This window comes from Xenorhabdus budapestensis (assembly GCF_002632465.1).
In the GTDB taxonomy this organism is placed as follows: Bacteria; Pseudomonadota; Gammaproteobacteria; order Enterobacterales; family Enterobacteriaceae; genus Xenorhabdus; species Xenorhabdus budapestensis.
Window position 1 is genome coordinate 1 of sequence record NZ_NIBS01000104.1, and the last position, 940, is coordinate 940.

The window sequence follows — 940 nt, forward strand, 5'->3', positions numbered from 1 at the left end:
ACGCGATGCTCGACTTTTATGGTGGTGAGTTGAAATGACATAGCCGCACCTTTATAACTTTAAGTCGTCAAAAATAGAGAAATAAAGGAACAAAAGGCTATGTCACAGCAAGATTTTATCATTTGGGTGTTTTGTTGGGTAGATGACAATTTAACGCAGTTACAGCAAGGTATGCGATTCAGAAACCGGGGATATCCGCCTAAACTGAGCGATGCAGAAGCCATCACGATGGAAGTGGTGGGTGAATTTTTAGGATTTTCAACAGATAAAGGCATTTGGACGTACTTTAATGACCACTGGCGCGAGTGGTTTCCGGGGCTAGGTTCACGCGCCAATTTCGCTAAACAGATTTCGAATCTTTGGGTTGTTAAACAACAACTGCAAGAAAAGCGGGCGAGGTTATTGGGCGCGCTCGACAGGCCGGTACATATTATCGACGGATTTCCGCTGCCCGTCTGTGGATTCAAAAGAGCAAAAGGCTGTGCCAACTTCAAAGGACAAGCCGATTATGGGTACTGCGCCGCCAAAAACGAAACTTACTACGGCTTCAAAGGACATCTCATGATAGACGAAATCGGCGTGGTAACCGGGTTTACACTGACGCCCGCCAATGTCAGTGAGCGTGAAGCAACCTGGGATGTGATTGGCTCGATAAAAGGCTGTTTGCTTGGTGATAAAGGGTATTTAGGCGTTGAATTTAAACAGGAAATGAAGGTAGAGGGTATTGAAATGATTACCCCTGTGCGTGCCAATATGGATGATCCCATCCCCAGAAAAACGAGAAGGGTCATTAACGCCAAACGCCGTTTAATTGAAACCGTGATTGGTCAACTCGCCGGACAATTTGCTATCGAGAAGTGCTGGGCACGGGATTTGTGGCATTTGAGTAATCGAATTGCCAGAAAACTGCTTTCTCACACGTTGGGTATTTTTGCCAATT

The 940-nt window shown here is 45.6% G+C and carries 1 protein-coding gene; it reads left to right on the forward strand.

The window, feature by feature from the left end:
- Positions 1–99 precede the first annotated feature (99 nt).
- The coding region (locus tag Xbud_RS19065) for an IS982 family transposase (protein ID WP_099137539.1) at positions 100–940 on the forward strand (841 nt) is incomplete at its 3' end.